Consider the following 18,230-nt stretch of genomic DNA (forward strand, 5'->3'; position numbering starts at 1 on the left):
GAAGATAGCCGCTCAGGCGCGGCTTGGCGAGCGTCCAGCGCCCGGTTGCGGAAAAGCGCCCCTCCCGCCGTGGGAGGGGCGCCTGTCCGGTTACTCCGCGGGAAGCGGGTCCCCTCCGCGCGATGCGGGGCGGGTGTCGTCCGACGTTTCCTCGCGCGTGCCGCGCGGAAGGTGGTCGTGATAGTCGTGGTGATCCTCGATCACCGGCAGCGTCTCGAACTGATGGTACGGCGGCGGGCTGGACAGTGTCCATTCCAGCGTCGTCGCACCTTCGCCCCAGTAATTCGCCTCGGCCTTGCGACCGGCTACGAGCGCGTAGGCGATGTTGATGAAGAAGATCACCATCGAGGCGGCCATGATGTGGTAGCCGACCGAGCTGATCTCGTTCCAGTAGCTGAACGCTTCCGGATAGTCGGGATAGCGGCGCGGCATGCCGTTCAGACCGAGGAAGTGCTGCGGGAAGAAGATCACGTTCACACCGACGAAGAACACCCAGAAGTGCAGGTGTGCCAGGAGTTCGGAGTGCCAGCGGCCGCTCATCTTCGGGAACCAGTAGTAGAAGCCTGCGAAGAGGCTGAACACGGCGCCCATCGACAGCACGTAGTGGAAATGCGCGACCACGAAGTAGGTGTCGTGGACCACGTCGTCGATCCCGCCATTGGCGAGGTAGACGCCGGTCACGCCGCCCACGGTGAACAGGAAGATGAAGCCCAGCGCCCAGACCATGGGCGACTTGAACTCGATCGAACCGTTCCACATCGTGGCGATCCAGCTGAAGATCTTCACGCCGGTCGGGACCGCGATGACCATGGTGGCCGCGGTGAAGTACATCTTCGTGTTCACGTCCAGACCGACGGTGTACATGTGGTGCGCCCACACGACGAAGCCGATCACGCCGATCAGGACCATGGCGTAGGCCATGCCGAGATAGCCGAAGATCGGCTTGCGGCTGAAGGTCGCGATGATCTGGCTGACCATGCCGAAACCCGGCAGGATCATGATGTAGACTTCCGGGTGACCGAAAAACCAGAACAGATGCTGGTAGAGAACCGGGTCCCCGCCGCCTGCCGGATCGAAGAACGTCGTCTGGAAGTTGCGGTCCGTCAGCAGCATGGTGATGGCGGCAGCCAGAACCGGCAGCGCCAGCAGCAGCAGGAAGGCGGTGACCAGCACCGACCACACGAACAGCGGCATCTTGTGCAGCGTCATACCCGGTGCGCGCATGTTGAAGATGGTAGTGATGAAGTTCGTCGCGCCCAGGATCGAGCCCGCACCGGCAAGGTGCAGCGCGAAGATCGCGAAGTCGACCGCCGGACCTTGCGAGCCGGTGGTCGAGAGCGGCGCGTACACCGTCCAGCCCACCCCGGCGCCCGGACCCGTGCCGCCCGGCACGAAGAGCGAGAACATGAGGCTGCAGAAACCGGCCACGGTGAGCCAGAACGAGATGTTGTTCATGCGCGGGAACGCCATGTCCGGCGCCCCGATCATCAGCGGCACGAACCAGTTGCCGAAACCGCCGATCATGGCCGGCATAACCATGAAGAACACCATGATCAGGCCGTGGGCCGTGATAAACACGTTCCACATGTGGAGCGCCGTATCGATGTCCGAGGTGCCGCCCATGAACTGGGCCCACCACTGCAGGTACTGGATGCCCGGTTCGGCGAGCTCCATGCGCATGATGCCGGAAATCGCACCACCGACGATGCCCGCGATGATCGCGAAGATCAGGTAGAGCGTGCCGATGTCCTTGTGGTTCGTGGACATGAACCAGCGCGCGAAGAAGCCGGGCTTGTGATCCGCGTCGTGATGCGCGTGATCGGCCTCTCCGTGGGCCTGGAACTGGTCTGCCGTGCTTGCCATCGTTTCAGTCTCTTACGCTTGATCGAATCACAAAATAACTGCGCGGGGCGGTCACTGGCCCGCTTCGGCTTCGGCCGTGCCTTCGGCCGTTTCGCCAGCGCGTTCCGCCGGGTCCATGGCTTCCGCCTCGCCTGCCTGCGGAGCACCGGGCTGCGCGCTTACCGGCGCCTTCAGGTTCGCCGGCTCGGGCGTATCCTCGTCACCACCCAGCGTGCCGCCGGGCTGCGCCAGGACCCAGGCCTGCCACTGCTCGAGCGGAACCGCCTCGACCGCGATCGGCATGTAGGCATGGCGCGCGCCGCACAGTTCGGAGCACTGCCCGTAATAGATGCCCGGCTCCTTGATGAAGAGCAGCTTCTCGTTCAGCCGGCCAGGAATCGCGTCCTGCTTGAACCAGAGCGAGGGAACGGCGAACGAGTGGATCACGTCGGCCGCGGTCGTCTGGATGCGCAGCGGAACGCCAGCGGGCACGACCATCCGGTTGTCCACTTCCAGCTGCGCCGGGAAGCCGCGCGCGCGCGCCTCGTCCTCGTCGAGCATGTTGGAAATGATCTCGAACCCGCCATTGTCGGGATACTCGTAACCCCAGTACCACTGGTACCCGATCGCCTTGATCGTGATCGCGTCTTCGGGCGGGGTTTCGTACTGGCGTGCCAGCAGACTGATCGACGGGATCGCGATACCGACCAGGATAAGGACAGGCACGATCGTCCAGATCACCTCGATCATGGTGTTGTGCGTCGTCTTGGACGGCACCTTGTTGGAGCGGCGATTATACCGCACGACGACCCAGACCAGCAGTGCGAGAACGAACGCGCTGATGATCGCCATCACCCAGACCAGGCCGATATGGAGCGGCTGCGCATAGTCGCCGATGTCCGAATACTGTTCCTGCAGGTCGATCGAACCGTCTTCGGGCTGGCCCTTGATCATATCGGGGCCGAGCGGCGTGTAGCCGGGAATCGCTTCCGCTTCCGGCGCGGCTTCCTCGGCCCCTTCGCCGACTTCCACGCCTTCGTCGGGCGTATCGGCCGCGGGCAGCGCCTCGGACGAGGCGGCCGGAACGGTTTCCGTCGCGGCCGGCGGCACGTCTTGGGCCAGCGCGGCCTGCGGCGCGAATGCCACCAGCATCGCCGCCCACAGGGTCATCATCGATTTCGAAAGGCCTCGAGCCTGCATAACCTACGCTATCCCGTTCAATGCCCCCCTGCCGCCCGTCCGGAACCGGATGGTACCGTTGCCGGACCCGGGGGCCGGATATGCGGTGCAGGGGCGCTAAAATGCGCCAAACTGCGAGGCCTATACGCATGCTTGCCGAGTGCCTCAAGCGCAACTAGGAGAAAAATCCGCAACCGTCCTTGCCGGACGCGAAACCTTCCGAAAGAATTTGCACCACGCATGACCGAAGACGACATCTACGCCGAATTCCGCAATGCCGAGGCACTGCTGGAAGGACATTTCAAGCTTTCCTCCGGTCGCCACAGCGCGATCTACCTCCAGTGCGCACGCGTCCTGATGAACACCGACCGCGCCGGTCGGCTCGCTCGCGCACTCGTGCAGAAGATCCCGCGCGAGCTGCGCGCGGAGATTCGCGCGGTCGTCTCGCCCGCGATGGGTGGCGTCATCATCGGCCAGGAAGTCGCCCGCAGCCTGGACCGCGACGCCATGTTCCTCGAGCGGCCCGAAGGCACGTTCGAGTTGCGCCGCGGCTTCCGCCTGACCGAAGGGCAGAAGGTTCTGGTCGTGGAAGACGTGGTGACGACCGGCCTTTCCTCGAAGGAAGCGATGGAAGCGGTGCGCAAGGCCGGCGGCGAAGTCGTCGCCCTCGCCGCCCTGGTCGACCGCACCGGAGGCGAAGCGAGCTTCGACGTGCCGTTCTACCCGCTCCTCGAACTCAATTTCCCCACCTATGCCGAGGACGAACTGCCCGAAGAACTGGCCGCACTCCCGGTCGAGAAGCCGGGCAGCCGGAAGGCGTGAAGCACGCCCTGATCGCCCTCGCGATGGCCGCATGTCTTGCGGGGCCAGGCCTTGCCGAACCTCCGCCCGCATTCACCCCCGCCCCCCCTTCTACTCGCCCGTCGCGCGAGCTATCGCCCGAGCAGCAATATGCCAGCGACCGGATGGTAGCCCTCGTAGAGGGCTGGAAGGAGATTGCTGGGGCAGCGGGCTTCAGTGGCGAGATCGCATTCGGAGCGGTTCCGCGGCGATACCCTATCCTGGTATCTGCCGCGCAGAATAAGGATGGCAGCGTCCGCGATGCAGGCCAGTTGTGGCGCTGGGCATCGGTCACCAAACAGGTTGTCGCCACGCTGGTGATGCAGCAGGTCGAAGCGGGGATGATCGACCTCGACGAAAGCGTCGCGACCTACCTTCCCGATTTCGCGTCGCCCAATGCCGCTACCATTACGGTCGAACACTTGCTGCGCCACCAGAGCGGGCTCCCCAATCCGAGTGCCATGCCGGAAGGGACCGAAGGCCTGCCGGCATTCTATCTCCCCGGCTCGGGAATCGATCCGCTTGCCTTTTGCGCCGGGACGCCAACTGGTGCGCCGGGTGGCGACTGGTCGTATAATAATTGCGACTACATCGTTGCCGGAGCCCTGCTGGAACGCGTGACAGGCAAATCATGGCGCGAACTCGTTGCCGAACGGATAGCCGATCCGGCCCAAATCTATACCTTGTCCAGCTTCCCCAACAACGAGCCGACCGTTTCTGGGATTTTTGGCGGTTCGCCCGAGGCCACCCAGGATATTGCGCAATACCAGGCGAGCGGGGCGCTGTATGGTCGCCCCTCCGACGTCATCAAGTTCGACCTCGCGCTGATGGGCGGCAAGCTGCTGGGTGCGGACGCGCTCGCGACCCTATGGGATGGCAAGCCGGAACTTGGGTACATGGCGCTTGGCCAATGGGTGTTCGAATTCCCGCTCGCCGGATGCACCGATCCGGTGCGGATCGTGGAGCGTCGCGGCGCGATCGGCGGGGTGCAGGTGCGCAATTTCCTGCTGCCCGATTTCGGCATCGCGATCGCGCTGTTCAGCGATCGCGGTGAAGGCGATTTCGATTTTGGCGAAGTTTGGCAGGGATCAGGCTTCTCGCACGACATGTTGAGCCTCGCCGCGTGCCCTCAGGAGGCAGCATGAGCCAACGGCTTAGACTCGGCGTCAACATCGATCATGTTGCCACCATCCGTAACGCGCGTGGGGGGGATCATCCCGATCCGGTGCGTGCGGCGGAGATCGTGGCGCAGGTCGGCGGGGACGGAATCACCGCGCATCTGCGGGAGGACCGGCGCCACATCAGGGACGAGGACCTCGCGCGGATCCAAGCGGCGACGCAGCTTCCGCTGAACCTTGAGATGGCGGCGACCGAGGAAATGCTGGAAATCGCGCTGCGCCACAAACCGTATGCCGCCTGCATCGTGCCGGAGAAGCGGGAGGAGCGCACGACGGAGGGCGGGCTGGACGCGGCGGGGCAGCACAACCGGCTGCAACCGATCGTCACGGCCCTGTCCGATGCCGGCATCCGCGTGAGCCTTTTCATCGAAGCCGACCCGCGCCAGCTCGAAGCGGCCATGCGCCTTTCCGCCCCGGTGGTGGAGTTCCACACCGGCGAATACGCCCATGCCGAGGGCGAGGCGAAGGCCGTCCAACTGCGGCGTATCGCGGACATGGCCGCGCTGGCGGCCAAGAACGGCATCGAACCGCATGCCGGGCATGGGCTCACCTATGAGAACGTCCAGCCCATCGCCGCCATTCCGCAGCTGGCCGAGCTCAATATCGGTCACTACCTGATAGGCGAGGCGGTCTTCATCGGCCTGGAAGCCAGTATCCGCCGCATGCGCGATCTCATGGACGAGGCGCGCTGAGATGAATTCGGCCCCGCAACTGACGCCTGCGCAGAAACGCTGGGGACTTGCCGCCACGGCGCCCTTCCTGCTGAGCATCCTTTTGCTCGGCATCGCGCTCAACACGGGCCATCTGGTGGCTTTCGCGATCGGCTGGCCGCTGCTGATGGCGTTCGGTTATTACGGGTCGTTGCAGATGGCGAAAGGCGATCTCGCGCATCCGCTGTTCAAGACGCAGGTCATTCTCCATTACACGGTGCTGGTCCTGCTGGTCGCCCTGCTGGTGAGGTCGCAATGATCATCGGCCTCGGTTCGGACCTGTGCAATATCGAGCGAATCCAGGCATCTCTGGACCGTTTCGGCGAACGGTTCGAGAACCGCGTCTTCACCGAGACGGAGCGCAAAAAGGCGCGCCGCCGCCCCTTCACCATCGCCGGCACCTACGCCAAGCGGTTCGCGGCGAAGGAAGCCTTTTCCAAGGCGGTCGGCACCGGTTTCCGGCGCGGCGTCTTCATGAAGGATATCGGGGTCATTAACGCTCCGTCCGGCGCACCCACGCTGCAACTCGCTGGGGGCGCAGCGAAACGGCTTGAAGAAATGCTGCCCCCCGGTCATGGCGCCGCCATTCATCTGACCCTCACAGACGATCATCCATGGGCGCAGGCCTTTGTGATCATCGAGGCGATCCCTCAAGAGTAACCTGGCCCCCCACATGAATTCCGGAATCATGGCGCTGAACCCCTTTGCGTCGCGCTCCAAAACACGCGAGTTCCGCAAGGACGGGACAAAGACCGACTGGGGTGCGGAACTGCGCGGCCTTGCGCTGATGCTGCTGGCGGTGCTGGGCTTCCACAGCTTCATCGCCAAGCCGTTCTACATTCCCAGCACGTCCATGATGCCCAACCTGCTGGTGGGGGACAGGCTGGTGGTCAGCAAGTATCCCTATGGCTGGTCCTGGTCGTCGATCAGTTTCCATGTCTGGCCGCGCGGCGACTGGCGCATCATGTCCGCGACGCCGGAATATGGCGATGTGGTCATTGCCGTCCATCCGGAGCGCAACGAGGACTATATCAAGCGCGTGGTCGCGCTGCCCGGTGACCGGATCGCGGTGCGCAACGGGCAGATCGTCCTCAACGGCGTGCCCGTACCGCAGGAAGTCGAAGTGCCCGTGCGCCTCCCGGTGGACGATTTGCAACAATGCGACGGCAATCCGTGCCTGTGGTACTTCGACGCCGACTACCGGACAGTCCTCGACGACGGGAGCGAGGTCTACGAGCTTCCGACCCTGCGCGAGACCATGCCCAACGGTGCGACGTATCTCGTCGTCGATCACCAGCGCCAGTATCTGGACGACATGGAAGAGATCGTCGTTCCCGACGACAGCGTCTTCCTGATGGGCGACAATCGCGACCATTCCGCGGACAGTCGCGAACGGATCAGTCCGCGCGGCCTGATGGGTCCCGTCCCGCTGTCCAATGTCGGTGGCCGGGCCGAATTCATCACCTTCTCGCTCGACGGGTCTGCCACCTGGAACCCGCTGACCTGGTGGGGCGCGGCGCGCGGCGAACGCGCGTGGACAACCTTGCGCCCGCCGGTGGAGGATAATACGGCGGAACGATGAACCATCCGGGGGACATTGTCGGGGGCGAGGAAGAACTCGGCAGCAGTCCGTCCAGGATAACCAATCCGAAACTGCGCTTCGAAGCGCAGCGGGCGATCATCTGGTCGCTCATCGTCGGCGGCTTCATCCTCGCGATCTACGTGTCCCAGGCGTTGCTGGTGGTGTTCGGCGCGCTGGTACTCGCTTCCATGATCGACGGCGGCGCTCGCCTGCTGGGCCGGATAATGCCGGGACCGCGTTTCCTGCGCGTCGGCCTGATCCTGCTGGCCGCGACGAGCTTCCTGATCTGGCTGGCCTATTTTACGGGTACGCAGGTCGTGCAGCAGGCCGCCGAGCTGCCCGGCATCGTCGAGCAACAGGCGGCCCGCGTCGTCCTGTGGGCCCGCGCGAACGGGTTCGAGATCGGCCTGCAGGAACTGCAGAGCCTGTCCGGCCAGATCGTCAGCGGCGTTGGCACGGTGACGGCGGCCTTTACCGGCCTGATCGGCGGACTGACCACGATCGTCCTCATCGTGATCATCGGCATCTACATCGCATTCGAGCCGCGCATCTACGAACGCGGCGTGGGCTGGATCACCCCGCGCAATCATCGCAAGGATCTGGCGATTACGCTGGACCGGATGGGCTACACCATGCGTCGCCTTATGGCGGGACGCCTGCTGGGCATGGTGGTGGAAGGCGTGTTCACCTGGCTTATGTTGACGCTGTTCGATTTCCCGATGGCGATCCTGCTGGGCATCCTGACGGGCCTGCTGGCCTTCATTCCCAATATCGGCGCACTGGTTTCCGGCGTGCTGATGGTGGCGGTCGGCTTTTCCGAAGGCACCGAATACGGCCTCTACGCGATCTTCACCTACTTCCTCGTGCAGACGATCGACGGCTACGTCCTCATCCCGCTGATCGCGAAGAAGACCGTCGACCTGCCGCCGGCACTGGTGCTGGCGTGGCAGCTCATCATGGGGCTCCTGTTCGGAATCATCGGCCTGTTCCTCGCCGATCCGATGCTGGCCATGCTGAAGGTGGTGCTGGAACGGCGGGCGGAACGACACCAGGCGCTCGACGACGAGGCGGCCGGACAGGAAAGCTTGATACCCGATGGCCCGTAAGTTCCTCTATTTCGTGTTCGGCTGCATCCTGCTGGTGATCCTGGCCGCCTTCGCCTTCAACATCTGGGGGGAAGAGCTCCTGCGCGACCAGCTCGTTCCGAGCCGCGAGTTCACCGAGCAGGAGGCGCTGGCCCCCAATGCGTATCAGGACCCCGAAATGTGGTATTCGCGCCCCGGCATGGGTGCGCGCGATCCCGCCCGCTTCGACCCGCCCTACGCCGCGCGCGAGGACGAGACCGGCGCGGCCGACCGCCCGCCCGTCCCTGCGCCCGCCATCGCCGAGGACGTGCCCGGCTTCGCGGTCTTCTTCGTCCACCCGACGAGCTTCATTCCCGATGCCATCGGCGCGGACACCGAGTGGAACGCGAACTTCGGCGACGAGATTACCGAACGGCGTGCGCGCCTTTTCACGCAAGGTATGGCGAGCGCCTTCGATCCGGCGGACGAGATCTGGGCGCCGAAATATCGCCAGGCAGTCGTCGGCGCGTTCCTGACCGACCAGCCCGAGGCGCAGCAGGCGATCGACGCAGCCTATCGCGACGTGCGGCAGGCCTTCGCCTTTTTTCTGGAAAGCGTCGATCCGGACAAGCCGATCGTGCTGGCGGGCCACAGCCAGGGTTCGCTCCACCTGCTGCAATTGCTGCTGGACGATGTCGCCAACAGCGAACTGGCCGATCGCATCGCCGCGGTCTATCCGATCGGCTGGCCGATCTCGGTCGAGCGCGACCTGCCCTCGCTCCCCTTCCCGGCCTGCGCGACTGCCGAGCAGCCGGCCTGCATTTCCAGCTGGTCCAGCTTCGCCGATGGCGGGAACGCGGACTTCCTGATGGACCGGTTCCGGATGACGCCCGGTTTCGACGGACAGCCACGCGGCGACAGTCCGATCCTGTGCACCAATCCGCTGACCGGCCGCATCGGCGGCGCTGCGCCGGCATCGGCCAATCTCGGGACGCTGGTGCCGAGCGCGGATCTCACCTCGGGCGAACTGGTCGTGGGCGCGGTGCCGGCCCGTTGCGGTGACAGCGGTATGCTGTTCATCGGCGATCCGCCGGAAATGGGCAACGCGGTCCTGCCGGGTAACAATTACCACGTGTACGACATTCCGCTGTTCTGGGCGAACCTGCGGCAGGATGTCGTCCGCCGGGTACGTGCATGGGAAGCGGCCCGCTGATTACCGACAGCGCCGCTGCCTATCGCGACGCCCTGCCCGATGGCGGCGCGTTGCTGGGCCTCGATCTCGGCACCAAGACCATCGGCATTGCCACATGCGACCGCGAATGGCGCTTCGCCACCGCCGGCAAGACCCTGCCACGCGGCAAGTTCGGCCGCGATGCGGAAGCGTTGCGCGCGATCCTGACGGAGCGCGGGACGAAGGGCATCGTGCTGGGTCTGCCCCGCAACATGGACGGCAGCGAAGGGCCGCGCGCGCAGGCCAGCCGTGCCTATGCCCGCAACCTGGAACAGGCATTCGCACTCCCCATCCTGCTGTGGGACGAGCGCATGTCCACCGTCGCGGCGGAGCGCGACCTCATCGGGCAGGACACCAGCCGTGCCAAGCGCGCCGGCAAGATCGACAGCCACGCCGCCGCCATCATCCTTCAGGGCGCCATCGACACGCTGGCGGGCGCTTCGTTTTAGGCGTTGCAACGCCGCGCCGCTTCGATAGGCAGCGCGGCATGAACGAACAGACGCAATTCGATCCGGGAAAGGCCGCGGGCATGCTGCTGCAGCATGGCCATCCGGGATGGCTGGGCCTGCGCTATACCGGCCATGGCGAGGACTGGGCGGAACTGGAGCTGCCGTGGCGCGAGGATCTCTTGGGCGAAGCCGACCGGCAGGTGCTCGCTTCCGGCCCGATCGTCAGCCTCATGGACATGGCATCCGGTCTTGCGATCTGGACGCGGGCGAAGCGCTTCAGCGCGATCGCCACGCTCGACCTGCGCGTCGATTACCAGCGCCCCGCCCGCGACCGGGCGGCGGTCATCGGCCGCGCCGAATGCTACAAGATGACCCGCTCTGCTGCCTTCGTGCGCGGAGTGGCGCATGACGGCGATCCCGAAGATCCGGTGGCCAACATTGCCGGCGTCTTCATGACCATTTCCGGAGGAACGCGCCGTGACGTCGGCTGAATCGAACACGCCCGACCATCCCGAGGCGCTGACGCCCTACGCCCGGTCGCTCGGCATCGCGGTCCATGGCCACGAGAGCGATGTGCCGGTGCTGTGCGTGCCGTTCGACAGCATCGTGGAGGGACGCCCCGGCTTCTTCCATGGCGGCGCGACCGGCGGCCTCTTGGAAACGGCGGGCTACGCCGCACTGCGCGCGGCATTGGCGGAGCGGGACGAGCAGCCGCAACTCAAGCCGATCAATATCACCGTCCAGTACCTGGCTCCGGCAAAGAACGAGACGACGTACGCCAAGGCGCGCATCACCAAGCTCGGGCGGCGCAACGCGAACATCGCGGTGGAAGCATGGCAGGGCGACAGGACGCGGCCCGTCGCCACCGCCGTGATGAACATCCTGATGGCGGAACCGAAGGACTAGCCGCCGGACAAGGCGTCAGGCGCTGCCGACGACGCTTTCTGGCAAGTCCTCGCCGAAAACGCGCTGGTAATATTCGGCCACCAGCATCCGCTCAGCCTCGTCGCACTTGTTGAGGAAGCTCAGGCGGAAGGCGAAGCCAGTGTCCTTGAAGATCGCGGCATTCTGCGCCCAGGTGATGACCGTGCGCGGGCTCATCACGGTGGAGATGTCCCCGTTCATGAATCCCTGCCGTGTCAGGTCGGCGACCTTGATCATGTCCGCCAGCAGCTTCTTGTCCGTGTCCGGGTTCTTCGACGCGACGATCTCCTGCTCGGTTTCGGCGGGCAGGTAGTTCAGGCCGACCACGATGTTCCAGCGGTCCATCTGGCCCTGGTTGATCGCCTGCGTGCCGTGATACAGCCCGCTGGTATCGCCCAGCCCGACCGTGTTGGACGTGGCGAACAAGCGGAACCACGGGCTCGGCCGGATCACGCGGTTCTGGTCCAGCAGCGTCAGCTTGCCCTGCTGTTCCAGCACGCGCTGGATCACGAACATCACGTCCGGACGGCCCGCGTCGTACTCGTCGAACACCAGCGCCACCGGGTGCTGCAACGCCCAAGGCAGCAGCCCCTCGCGGAACTCGGTGACCTGCAGACCGTCGCGCAGCACGATCGCGTCGCGCCCGATCAGGTCGATGCGGCTGATATGCGCATCCAGGTTGATGCGGATGCACGGCCAGTTGAGGCGCGCGGCGACCTGCTCGATATGCGTCGACTTGCCGGTTCCGTGATAGCCCTGGACCATCACGCGCCGGTCATGCGCGAACCCCGCGAGGATCGCGAGCGTGGTGTCCGGATCGAACACGTAGCTTTCGTCGAGGTCGGGCACCCGCTCGTCCGGCTTGCTGAAGGCGGGCACCTGCCAGTCGATGTCGATGCCGAACGTCTCGCGCACGTCCACCGTGGTGTCCGGCTCTGCCATAGCGGTGCTCTCGGTCGCGTCGAAGCTCTTGTCGGTCATGTCGTTCATTGCGGGCGAGGTAGCGAGGCCATGCGCATGCGGCAAGCGCCCGCGTTCCAATTCCTCGCCCGCCGCCTATATCCATCCCATGCCAGACAGCGCCCTTTCGGAACGCCTGCGCCAGCGCCTCGTCGGGCAGGTCAGGGCCGTGTTCAACGACGTTGAGGGGGGCGAGCAGCCGGTCCCGCCGTCGGACGATGCCTATTTCGCGAAGGATACGCCGATCCGGATGGTCCATGCGGACGTGGTGGGCATGATGGTCGGCGGCATTCGCAGCCTGCTGCTGCAGATGCTCCACCCGCACGCGCTGCAGGGCGTCCTCGACCATTCCAATTTTCGCGCCGACATGCACGGCCGCCTACGCCGGACGGCGCGCTTCATCGCGGTGACGACGTTCGGCGAGGCCGCCCGTGCGGACGAGGCGATCGCGCGGGTCAACCGCATCCACGCCGCCGTGTCGGGAACGCTTCCCGACGGTTCGCCCTATTCCGCCACCAACCCGCGCACGCTGGCCTGGGTTCACGTGGCCGAGGCGACCAGCTTCCTCGAGGCGTATCTGACCTATGTGCGCCCGGGAATGCCGTTTGCGGAGCAGGACGAATACTACCGGCAGTTCGCGCTGATCGCGCGCAAGCTCGGCGCCGATCCGGTGCCCGAGACGAAGAACGAGGCCGAGGCACTCTTTCGCGAGTTGCGGCGGGACCTGCGCCCGTCGAAGGAAGCGCGCGAAGTGGCGGACCTCGTCCTGACGCAGAAACCGGAAGGCGCCCCGCCCGCCGTGCAGGCGATGCTGGGTACGGCGGCAGTCGACTTGCTGCCGGGGTTCGCGCGCGAGATGCTGGGGCTCGGCCGCCCCGGCCTCGGTGCCCTGCCCGCCCGCTTCGCCACGCGCGCCGCGGGCCGGACGCTGCGCTGGGCGTTCCGGCAGGGCTGACCGGTGGCCTCACGCGAGCTTGGGCGGCAGGCCGAACAGGTTCACATATCGCATTGCCAGGTCCCGGTCGCCCGCGATCCGCAGGCCCGCATCGGCTTCCAGTTCCGTCCAGGGAATCCCGGCGTAGATCCCGGCGGCAATGATGGCTGCGTCAGGAGCGTGGAAGCTCGCATCCGCCTCGCCCACATCGCCGCGCCGGATCTTCACTTCGCCCGGCGCTCCGCTCGCGAGGAAACTCTCTTCCCCAATCGCAAACCCGACCGTGCCGCGAAAATCCCCGATCCGATCCCGATCGACCATGGTGCGCATGGACAGCATCAGGGACACGGCAGACAGCGGCAGCGTCGGATCGTGGTCCGAGGATTTCGCCGCCCAACGGCCCAGTTCCTGGATCAGGGGCTCGGCCGCGTATCCCCATTCGGTCAGCTCGTAGGCCTGCACGCGTCCCGGTGGCGGCAACTGCCGCCTTGAGAGAACGCCTGCCTGTTCCAGCGATCCCAGCCGCTCGGTCAGGACTTTGGCCGAGATTCCCGGCAAATGCGCACGCAGGTCCGAAAACCGCCGCGGCCCGAACATGAGTTCGCGCACGATCAGCAGGGCCCACCGCTCCCCTACGAGCTCCATCCCAAAAGCGGTTCCGCAGGCATCGTTGTACCACCTGCCATGCACGTCCTGTCGCTTGTTTGTTTCGTTTGGTAACTTCATTGTTGCTTTTAGTAACACACTATCGCACAAAGCTCAAGGTCCGAGTCGGCCTAAGGGGGAAGAGGGCCGACGCAATCGAAGGGAGAGTTTCGATGTATGTGAACGGATTTGTCCTCGCCGTGCCCGAAGCCAGCAAGGAGGCCTACAAGGACGTGGCCGAGCGGTTCTGGGGCATCGTCAAGGATTTCGGCGCGACCGGCCAGTTCGAATGCTGGGAAGCCGATGTCCAGGACGGTCACACCACCGATTTCCGCCGGGCGACCAAGTGCGAGGAAGGCGAAAGGATCGTCTTCAGCTGGGTCACCTGGCCGGACAAGGCCACCGCCGATGCGAGCCAAGACAAGATGATGGCCGATCCGCGCATGGAACAGTTCGGCGACATGCCGTTCGACGGCAAGCGGATGATCTATGGCGGATTCGAGCCGCTCGTCTGGAAGGAAGCGTGACCGACCCGGTCACCATCTGGACGCTCGACTGGGTGCCGGAGGGCCCGCGCGGCTTCGTGCGCGATCTTCGGCTACGCTGGGCGTGCGAGGAAGCGGGCATCCCCTACGAGATCGAGACCGTCGCCTTCGAGACGCGCGAGACCAACCATCTCGACCGCCAGCCCTTCGGCCAAGTGCCGATGCTGGAGGATGGCGAGATACGCCTGTTCGAAAGCGGCGCGGGACTGATCCATCTCGGCAGGAAAAGCGAGGTGCTCCTGCCGGCGGACGAGCGGGGCCGCGCCGAAACGATCCAGTGGATGCTGGCGGGGCTCAACACGCTCGAGATGGTCACCATGCCGTGGATAGTGCTGCAATGGTCGCAAGAGGACATTCCGGCGATCACGGACTGGCTGGACAAGCGGCTTGGCCAGATGGAGGCGGTGCTGGCAGCGCGCGAATGGCTGGTCGCCGACCGTTTCACCCTGGCCGATCTCGTCATGGCGGACGTGCTTCGCGTGGACCTGGTCCGGCGCCACGGGGACCGCCCGGCCAGCGAAGCCTACGTGGAGCGGATCACCGCGCGGCCCGCCTTCCGCAAGGTTCACGCCGAACAGATCGCGCAATTCGAGGCCGCGGACGCTGCACGCAAGGAGAGGGAACATGGCTAACCATCACGGCGACTTCATCTGGTACGAACTGCTGACGACGGATGCCGACGCGGCGCAGGAATTCTACGCGGGCCTGGTCGGCTGGCGCTTTCAGGGCGGCAACCAGCCGGACATGGATTATCGCATGTTCGGACCGGGCGACACGCCCGAAGTCGGCGGGCTCATGGCGATCACGCAGGACATGAAGGACGGCGGCGCGCGGCCCATGTGGGCTGGCTACATCGCGGTGGACGACGTCGATGGAACCGCGAAGAATATCGCCGATGCGGGCGGCACCATCCTGATGGAGCCGCAGGATATTCCCGATGTCGGCCGCTTCGCCTTCTGTACCGATCCGCAAGGCGCCCCGTTCTACATCATGCGCGGTTTCTCCGACGAGGAGAGCCATGCCTTTGCCCTCGACGGTCCGAAGGAAGGGCACTGCGCCTGGAACGAGCTCACGAGCGGGGATCGCGAAGGCGCCGCCCGCTTCTACGCCGACATCTTCGGGTGGGAGCTGGGCGACAGCATGGATATGGGCGAGATGGGCCCGTACGACATGTACCGGAACCCGCCGCACGAGAACATGCTCGGCGCGATCATGCAGAAGCCCCAGGAAATGCCGGTATCTCTCTGGAATTACTACTTCCGCGTGCCCGATATCGACACTGCGGCGGACTATACCAAGGCGAATGGCGGGCAGGTCCTGTTCGGGCCGTCGGAAATCCCCGGCGGGGAATATGTGTTCAACGGTATCGATCCGCAGGGTGCGATGTTCTCCCTGCTCGGCAAGAAAGGCAACTGATCCATGGCGGAATATACCTTCTACACCAATCCGATGAGCCGCGGGCAGATCGCGCGCTGGGCGCTGCACGAGGCGGGCGCGGATTACGAGCAGGTGCTGGTCGAGTACGGGCCCGACCAGCCCGACGCGTTCGTCAAGGCGAACCCGATGCGAAAGTTTCCCACGCTGGTCCACCATAATGGAGACCACGACCACGCGGTCACCGAAGCGGCCGCGATCTGCCATTACCTCGCCGAAATGCATCCCGATGCCGGCCTGCTGCCGGATACGCACGAGAAGGCGGCGTATTTCCGTTACCTCTTTTTTGCCGCCGGGCCGATGGAGCAGGCGATCACCGCCCAGAACATGGGCTGGACGATCGATGATCCGCAGAAACAGGGCATGGCAGGCTTCGGCAGCTACGACCGCGCGGTCGACGCCTTCGAAACGATGCTGGCGGATCGCGACTACGTGTGCGGCGACCGCTTCACGATGGCGGACGTCTATGTTGGTAGCCAGGCGATCTGGGGCGTCGATTTCGGCACCCTGCCCAAGCGCGACGCGTTCGTCGCCTATGGCGAGCGGTTGAAGTCGCGCGAAGGATACAAGGCGGCAAAGCAGATCGACAACGACCTGATCGCGAAGGCAAAGGCCGATGGCTGATCCCAGGGCCACCATCTGCCTGTGGTTCGACAAGGACGCAGAGGACGCCGCGCGCTTCTATGCCGCGACTTTCCCCGAAAGCAGGATGGGCGAAGTCCAGCGCGCACCGGGCGACAACCCCTCGACGAAGGAAGGCGAGGTTCTGCTTGCCACCCTCACCCTTTGCGGGCTGCCCTATCTCCTGCTGAACGGCGGCCCCGCTTTCAAACCGGACGAAGCATATTCGCTCCAGGTCCATACCGACGATCAGGAAGAGACCGACCGGCTGTGGAACGCGATCGTCGGCAATGGCGGGCAGGAGAGCGCCTGCGGCTGGTGCAAGGACAAATGGGGCGTTTCCTGGCAGATCACGCCGCGCGCGCTCACCAGCGCCCTGTCCGCCGGTGGCGAGGAATCCAGACGCGCCTTCGAAGCGATGATGGGCATGACGAAAATCGACGTCGCCGCGATCGAAGCGGCGCGGCGGGGAGACTGATGCGATGAGCGAGCACAACGAACTGACGGTGACCACCTACATTGATGCCCCAACCGAAAAGGTGTGGAAGGTCATGGCATATCGTCAGACCGAATGGTTCTGCCCCGCCCCGTGGAAGGCCGAAGTGGTGGAGCAGGACCGGCGTCCGGGCGGACGCGACGCAATGATGTTCCACGGTCCCGACGGGGAGGAAATGCCTCAGGAAGGCATTTTCCTTGCCTGGGACGAAGGACGGCGCTTCGCCAGCACAGACGCGATCGTCGGCGATCTCGAACCCGCCGGTCCTTTCATGATCGGCATCTGGCAAGTTGAACCCGAAGGCGACGGAACACGCTATACGGGAATTGCGCGCCATTGGAGCGACGAGGAACGCAAGAAGCATGAGGCGATGGGGTTTTTGCAGGGATGGCAAGCCGCTGCCGCACAACTGAAGGCGATCTGCGAAAACGACAGCTGACACTGGCAGGGTACAAAAAACCTTCGGGGGGCCTGCCTCGTGCCTCGTGCAAAGCTCGGTTGCATCGCGCGATCCGTTTTTCGAGGCATATGTTCGTGATCGCCGCCGGATTTTGGCCCGTACCTCTGCGATCCCCTCGCGGGCATTCGCTTGGCGCGCATCTACTTGCGCTTTGCGCACTAATTTCGGTCATTCGCCCAACCACCTATGGCTCCTGAATGCGGTTATCACCGCGAGCCTCTAGTCATAGCCGCTATCGGAACTGCTGGAGCGGTCCCTGAATGTCGGAGGTTGGACAGGAAATCATGCCCACAAATTGGGTCTGAGGGGTCCGCGCTTTCGGGCGGTACTTTCGCTTGTCCGATACTATCTCTACCCCTGTATAAATGGAGAACGAAGAGAAACTCGCCCGATTAACTGAGCGCGAGAAAGTGTGCCTGCGGCAATGGCTGCAACACAAAACCGCGAAAGAAATCGCTGCCAACCTGCAGATTTCGCATCATGCGGTAGAGAAGCGCTTAAAGATGGCTAGAACGAAGCTTGGCACCACTTCCTCGATGGCAGCCGCACGGTTGCTCAATGAGGCAGAGGGGTACGGTCGAACAGTACCCCAAGCGCCGGACCTTACTGCTTCATCTCGCCAGTCCCATACGGCCTTCACCAGGCCACTAATTATGGGAGCAATCGGCATGACCTTGATCGCAGCAACAGCATTATTCTTTATGTATCAGTCCGCAGCAGAGCAGACGCCCCATCGGGATACCGCGCCTCAGGTTCGGCAAGAAGATGAGCAACTTGACCTCGCACTTGCCAACCTTATCACTTCGGCTGAGGTTGGCCCTGATGGGGAGGTCTTTTTGGCAATCCCTCTTAGCGACCAACGCTATCTGCAACCGCTAAGCGGCCACTACTGGCAGATTAGCGCCGCAGGGCACCGCGACCTTGCTTCGCGCTCGCTGTGGCATCGCACCCTCGATGTGAAGGGCCGCCAAGCGTCGGGCAAACCGCTCTATTACGATTTAAATCAATTCCCGAGTGAACCCCTCCGGGTTGCTCAGCGTTCGATTTTCTTGCCACGCAGCAATGTCGAATGGCAATTTATCGTCGCGCGGTCACGCGAATCGTACGATTGAACCTTCTATCTTGGCGGATGTTCG

Annotated in this window: 23 protein-coding genes; 19 read left to right on the forward strand and 4 right to left on the reverse strand. The window is 64.4% G+C overall.

Going from position 1 to position 18,230, the window contains the following annotated elements:
* Positions 1-90 precede the first annotated feature (90 nt).
* The gene (gene ctaD, locus AB1K63_RS05595) at positions 91-1,863 is read right to left on the reverse strand and encodes a cytochrome c oxidase subunit I (protein ID WP_366958969.1); all 1,773 of its coding nucleotides are present in this window, start codon (positions 1,861-1,863) and stop codon (positions 91-93) included.
* Positions 1,864-1,914: 51 nt separating this feature from the next.
* Positions 1,915-3,015, reverse strand: coding sequence for a cytochrome c oxidase subunit II (gene coxB, locus AB1K63_RS05600; protein WP_366958970.1), 1,101 nt, complete (start codon positions 3,013-3,015; stop codon positions 1,915-1,917).
* A 246-nt stretch (positions 3,016-3,261) separates the two neighbouring features.
* Here coxB and pyrE point away from each other — a divergent pair, with 246 nt between their 5' ends.
* From pyrE to AB1K63_RS05655, 11 genes are read left to right on the forward strand one after another with little or no spacing between them, the layout of a single operon-like run.
* Positions 3,262-3,843: an orotate phosphoribosyltransferase gene (gene pyrE, locus AB1K63_RS05605; protein WP_366958971.1), complete on the forward strand. Its 582-nt coding sequence runs from the start codon at positions 3,262-3,264 to the stop codon at positions 3,841-3,843.
* On the forward strand, positions 3,840-5,006 hold the full coding sequence (locus tag AB1K63_RS05610; protein ID WP_366958972.1) for a serine hydrolase domain-containing protein: 1,167 nt from the start codon (positions 3,840-3,842) through the stop codon (positions 5,004-5,006). Before pyrE ends, AB1K63_RS05610 begins: the two co-directional genes overlap by 4 nt.
* Positions 5,003-5,731, forward strand: a complete 729-nt coding sequence (locus AB1K63_RS05615; RefSeq protein WP_366958973.1) for a pyridoxine 5'-phosphate synthase — start codon at positions 5,003-5,005, stop codon at positions 5,729-5,731. The genes AB1K63_RS05610 and AB1K63_RS05615 overlap by 4 nt, the downstream gene beginning before the upstream one ends.
* Position 5,732: 1 nt before the next feature.
* Positions 5,733-6,008, forward strand: a complete 276-nt coding sequence (locus AB1K63_RS05620; protein ID WP_366958974.1) for a pyridoxal phosphate biosynthetic protein — start codon at positions 5,733-5,735, stop codon at positions 6,006-6,008.
* A complete protein-coding gene (gene acpS / locus AB1K63_RS05625; protein WP_366958975.1) occupies positions 6,005-6,409 on the forward strand; it encodes a holo-ACP synthase in 405 nt (134 codons plus the stop codon). Before AB1K63_RS05620 ends, acpS begins: the two co-directional genes overlap by 4 nt.
* Before the next feature lie 13 nt (positions 6,410-6,422).
* Positions 6,423-7,331: a signal peptidase I gene (gene lepB, locus AB1K63_RS05630; protein WP_366958977.1), complete on the forward strand. Its 909-nt coding sequence runs from the start codon at positions 6,423-6,425 to the stop codon at positions 7,329-7,331.
* Positions 7,328-8,437, forward strand: a complete 1,110-nt coding sequence (locus AB1K63_RS05635) for an AI-2E family transporter (RefSeq protein ID WP_366958978.1) — start codon at positions 7,328-7,330, stop codon at positions 8,435-8,437. The genes lepB and AB1K63_RS05635 overlap by 4 nt, the downstream gene beginning before the upstream one ends.
* Entirely contained in the window at positions 8,427-9,608 is a 1,182-nt protein-coding gene (locus AB1K63_RS05640; protein WP_366958979.1) for a DUF3089 domain-containing protein, read from the forward strand. Before AB1K63_RS05635 ends, AB1K63_RS05640 begins: the two co-directional genes overlap by 11 nt.
* Positions 9,590-10,075: a Holliday junction resolvase RuvX gene (ruvX, locus tag AB1K63_RS05645; RefSeq protein ID WP_366958980.1), complete on the forward strand. Its 486-nt coding sequence runs from the start codon at positions 9,590-9,592 to the stop codon at positions 10,073-10,075. The genes AB1K63_RS05640 and ruvX overlap by 19 nt, the downstream gene beginning before the upstream one ends.
* Before the next feature lie 38 nt (positions 10,076-10,113).
* Positions 10,114-10,566, forward strand: coding sequence for a PaaI family thioesterase (locus tag AB1K63_RS05650; protein WP_366958981.1), 453 nt, complete (start codon positions 10,114-10,116; stop codon positions 10,564-10,566).
* Positions 10,553-10,981 carry a PaaI family thioesterase gene (locus AB1K63_RS05655; RefSeq protein WP_366958982.1) on the forward strand — a complete coding sequence of 143 codons (429 nt, stop codon included), beginning with the start codon at positions 10,553-10,555 and terminating at the stop codon, positions 10,979-10,981. Before AB1K63_RS05650 ends, AB1K63_RS05655 begins: the two co-directional genes overlap by 14 nt.
* Positions 10,982-10,996: 15 nt before the next feature.
* Here the strand turns inward: AB1K63_RS05655 and cobS are convergent, their stop codons facing one another.
* Positions 10,997-11,989, reverse strand: coding sequence for a cobaltochelatase subunit CobS (gene cobS, locus AB1K63_RS05660; RefSeq protein ID WP_366958983.1), 993 nt, complete (start codon positions 11,987-11,989; stop codon positions 10,997-10,999).
* Positions 11,990-12,068: 79 nt separating this feature from the next.
* On the opposite strand from cobS, the gene AB1K63_RS05665 reads away from it, so the two are divergent.
* A complete protein-coding gene (locus AB1K63_RS05665) occupies positions 12,069-12,914 on the forward strand; it encodes an oxygenase MpaB family protein (RefSeq protein WP_366958984.1) in 846 nt (281 codons plus the stop codon).
* 9 nt (positions 12,915-12,923) lie between these two features.
* Here the strand turns inward: AB1K63_RS05665 and AB1K63_RS05670 are convergent, their stop codons facing one another.
* Complete coding sequence (locus AB1K63_RS05670; RefSeq protein WP_366958985.1) at positions 12,924-13,538, reverse strand: helix-turn-helix domain-containing protein; 615 nt, start codon at positions 13,536-13,538, stop codon at positions 12,924-12,926.
* Positions 13,539-13,711: 173 nt separating this feature from the next.
* Here AB1K63_RS05670 and AB1K63_RS05675 point away from each other — a divergent pair, with 173 nt between their 5' ends.
* The 7 genes from AB1K63_RS05675 to AB1K63_RS05705 all read left to right on the forward strand — a co-directional run bounded on the left by AB1K63_RS05675 (position 13,712) and on the right by AB1K63_RS05705 (position 18,206).
* The gene (locus AB1K63_RS05675; RefSeq protein ID WP_366958987.1) at positions 13,712-14,065 is read left to right on the forward strand and encodes a DUF1428 domain-containing protein; all 354 of its coding nucleotides are present in this window, start codon (positions 13,712-13,714) and stop codon (positions 14,063-14,065) included.
* Positions 14,062-14,715 (forward strand): glutathione S-transferase family protein, encoded by a 654-nt coding sequence (locus AB1K63_RS05680; protein ID WP_366958989.1) that lies wholly within the window; start codon positions 14,062-14,064, stop codon positions 14,713-14,715. The genes AB1K63_RS05675 and AB1K63_RS05680 overlap by 4 nt, the downstream gene beginning before the upstream one ends.
* Positions 14,708-15,499 carry a VOC family protein gene (locus AB1K63_RS05685; protein WP_366958990.1) on the forward strand — a complete coding sequence of 264 codons (792 nt, stop codon included), beginning with the start codon at positions 14,708-14,710 and terminating at the stop codon, positions 15,497-15,499. The genes AB1K63_RS05680 and AB1K63_RS05685 overlap by 8 nt, the downstream gene beginning before the upstream one ends.
* Positions 15,500-15,502: 3 nt before the next feature.
* Positions 15,503-16,141, forward strand: coding sequence for a glutathione S-transferase family protein (locus tag AB1K63_RS05690; protein ID WP_366958991.1), 639 nt, complete (start codon positions 15,503-15,505; stop codon positions 16,139-16,141).
* On the forward strand, positions 16,134-16,616 hold the full coding sequence (locus AB1K63_RS05695) for a VOC family protein (RefSeq protein ID WP_366958993.1): 483 nt from the start codon (positions 16,134-16,136) through the stop codon (positions 16,614-16,616). Before AB1K63_RS05690 ends, AB1K63_RS05695 begins: the two co-directional genes overlap by 8 nt.
* 4 nt (positions 16,617-16,620) lie before the next feature.
* Positions 16,621-17,073, forward strand: coding sequence for an SRPBCC domain-containing protein (locus AB1K63_RS05700; RefSeq protein WP_366958994.1), 453 nt, complete (start codon positions 16,621-16,623; stop codon positions 17,071-17,073).
* Positions 17,074-17,459: 386 nt separating this feature from the next.
* Complete coding sequence (locus AB1K63_RS05705; RefSeq protein WP_366958995.1) at positions 17,460-18,206, forward strand: helix-turn-helix transcriptional regulator; 747 nt, start codon at positions 17,460-17,462, stop codon at positions 18,204-18,206.
* The last annotated feature ends 24 nt before the right edge of the window (positions 18,207-18,230 follow it).

The sequence above is a fragment of the Qipengyuania sp. JC766 genome, assembly GCF_040717445.1.
Taxonomy (GTDB): domain Bacteria; phylum Pseudomonadota; class Alphaproteobacteria; order Sphingomonadales; family Sphingomonadaceae; genus JC766.

What these genes read in the sequence shown, in the direction of transcription:
- ctaD (WP_366958969.1), bottom strand. Translation starts at nt 1,863, where the DNA reads ATGGCAAGCACGGCAGACCAGTTCCAGGCCCACGGAGAGGCCGATCAC.
- coxB (WP_366958970.1), bottom strand. Translation starts at nt 3,015, where the DNA reads ATGATGACCCTGTGGGCGGCGATGCTGGTGGCATTCGCGCCGCAGGCC.
- pyrE (WP_366958971.1), top strand. Translation starts at nt 3,262, where the DNA reads ATGACCGAAGACGACATCTACGCCGAATTCCGCAATGCCGAGGCACTG.
- AB1K63_RS05615 (WP_366958973.1), top strand. Translation starts at nt 5,003, where the DNA reads ATGAGCCAACGGCTTAGACTCGGCGTCAACATCGATCATGTTGCCACC.
- AB1K63_RS05620 (WP_366958974.1), top strand. Translation starts at nt 5,733, where the DNA reads ATGAATTCGGCCCCGCAACTGACGCCTGCGCAGAAACGCTGGGGACTT.
- acpS (WP_366958975.1), top strand. Translation starts at nt 6,005, where the DNA reads ATGATCATCGGCCTCGGTTCGGACCTGTGCAATATCGAGCGAATCCAG.
- lepB (WP_366958977.1), top strand. Translation starts at nt 6,423, where the DNA reads ATGAATTCCGGAATCATGGCGCTGAACCCCTTTGCGTCGCGCTCCAAA.
- AB1K63_RS05635 (WP_366958978.1), top strand. Translation starts at nt 7,328, where the DNA reads ATGAACCATCCGGGGGACATTGTCGGGGGCGAGGAAGAACTCGGCAGC.
- AB1K63_RS05640 (WP_366958979.1), top strand. Translation starts at nt 8,427, where the DNA reads ATGGCCCGTAAGTTCCTCTATTTCGTGTTCGGCTGCATCCTGCTGGTG.
- ruvX (WP_366958980.1), top strand. Translation starts at nt 9,590, where the DNA reads ATGGGAAGCGGCCCGCTGATTACCGACAGCGCCGCTGCCTATCGCGAC.
- AB1K63_RS05650 (WP_366958981.1), top strand. Translation starts at nt 10,114, where the DNA reads ATGAACGAACAGACGCAATTCGATCCGGGAAAGGCCGCGGGCATGCTG.
- cobS (WP_366958983.1), bottom strand. Translation starts at nt 11,989, where the DNA reads ATGAACGACATGACCGACAAGAGCTTCGACGCGACCGAGAGCACCGCT.
- AB1K63_RS05665 (WP_366958984.1), top strand. Translation starts at nt 12,069, where the DNA reads ATGCCAGACAGCGCCCTTTCGGAACGCCTGCGCCAGCGCCTCGTCGGG.
- AB1K63_RS05670 (WP_366958985.1), bottom strand. Translation starts at nt 13,538, where the DNA reads ATGGAGCTCGTAGGGGAGCGGTGGGCCCTGCTGATCGTGCGCGAACTC.
- AB1K63_RS05675 (WP_366958987.1), top strand. Translation starts at nt 13,712, where the DNA reads ATGTATGTGAACGGATTTGTCCTCGCCGTGCCCGAAGCCAGCAAGGAG.
- AB1K63_RS05685 (WP_366958990.1), top strand. Translation starts at nt 14,708, where the DNA reads ATGGCTAACCATCACGGCGACTTCATCTGGTACGAACTGCTGACGACG.
- AB1K63_RS05690 (WP_366958991.1), top strand. Translation starts at nt 15,503, where the DNA reads ATGGCGGAATATACCTTCTACACCAATCCGATGAGCCGCGGGCAGATC.
- AB1K63_RS05695 (WP_366958993.1), top strand. Translation starts at nt 16,134, where the DNA reads ATGGCTGATCCCAGGGCCACCATCTGCCTGTGGTTCGACAAGGACGCA.
- AB1K63_RS05700 (WP_366958994.1), top strand. Translation starts at nt 16,621, where the DNA reads ATGAGCGAGCACAACGAACTGACGGTGACCACCTACATTGATGCCCCA.
- AB1K63_RS05705 (WP_366958995.1), top strand. Translation starts at nt 17,460, where the DNA reads ATGGAGAACGAAGAGAAACTCGCCCGATTAACTGAGCGCGAGAAAGTG.